This window comes from Bradyrhizobium guangdongense (assembly GCF_006483445.1).
GTDB lineage: Bacteria > Pseudomonadota > Alphaproteobacteria > Rhizobiales > Xanthobacteraceae > Bradyrhizobium > Bradyrhizobium guangdongense_A.
In genome coordinates this window covers 1-1,013 of the sequence record NZ_PPPT01000255.1, presented here as the reverse complement: position 1 = coordinate 1,013, position 1,013 = coordinate 1, and the positions used below count along the sequence as shown (strand labels likewise).

The 1,013-nt window shown below is 68.2% G+C and carries 2 protein-coding genes; both read right to left on the bottom strand.

Annotated elements, in window-relative coordinates; translation table 11 throughout:
• Positions 1–140 precede the first annotated feature (140 nt).
• A complete protein-coding gene (locus C2U70_RS30540) occupies positions 141–506 on the bottom strand; it encodes a hypothetical protein (RefSeq protein WP_140982343.1) in 366 nt (121 codons plus the stop codon).
• 62 nt (positions 507–568) lie between these two features.
• Positions 569–1,013, bottom strand: a 445-nt coding sequence (locus C2U70_RS30535; protein ID WP_140982342.1) for a class I SAM-dependent methyltransferase, incomplete at its 5' end; no start/stop codon positions are given.

Sequence of the window (1,013 nt, the reverse complement as noted above, 5' to 3'; positions counted from 1 at the left end):
GCTCTAACCAGCTGAGCTACCCCGCCACAGGGTCGCGAGCGCCGAAACGGCCGATCTCGCGAACGCGCGGCATATAATGAGGCGGTCGACGGCCTGTCAAGCAAACCGGGCCTCAAGTCCAAGTCTTTGTGATCTGGGGCCTATTTCGGCCTCACATTGGGGTCGCCGCCGGGGCTGCCGGGTGGCGGAATCACCGGGGTCTTGCCGATCTCGGGCGCGGGCGCCCGCATTTCGGGGTCGACGCCGGAAGGCGGGCAGAGCACGCCGTCGGATTTCGCCAGCCTGTCGCCGAGCGGTTCCTGGGCCTGGCCCGTCGTGCCGCCCTCGGGAACGAGGGTGTTGCGGGAATGATCCGGGCGCGTTGGCGTGCAATCGGCGGATCGCTGCGGCGCGGGCGGAGCGGTCGCCTGCGGCGGCGTCGCCGGCGCGGGCGGAGCCTGCGCGATCGCGGCGCCGGACGCGGCGATCAGCGCAGTTGCGAGAAGCAATTTGGGTTTCGTGCGCATGGAGAGGAAACGCTCGCGACCGGCGCGCGTTCCCGCCCGAACTGCGGGCGAAATCGTCGCGGTTACGCCTTGCGATAGCGGATCAGCGAAAAGTGCCCCATCGGCGGCATCGGCCGGCGCTCGGCGAGCGTGACGCCGCCGTGGCGCTTCTGCCAGTTCGCGAGACGCGCCCACGGAAATTCCGGCCGCCAGCCGAGCCGGCGCGCGATCGGCGCAAACGCGAGCTCGAACAGCTTTCGCGGGCCGCTTTCGGCGCCGATGTGGTTGACCAGGATGAGCTCGCCGCCGGGCTTCAGCACGCGCACGAACTCGTCGAGCGTGCCTTCGGGATCCGGCACGGCGGTGATGACATATTGCGCGACCACCGCGTCGAAGAAGTTTTCGGGGAATGCGAGGTTCTTCGCATCCATCACCGAGAGCACCTCGACATTATCGAGCTTCATCTCGCGCACGCGCTTGAGCGCCCGGCGCAGCATCGGTTCGGAAATGTCGACGCCGCAGAGTTTT

Coding starts and splice junctions, on each gene's coding strand:
- C2U70_RS30540 (WP_140982343.1), bottom strand. CDS start 506: ATGCGCACGAAACCCAAATTGCTTCTCGCAACTGCGCTGATCGCCGCG.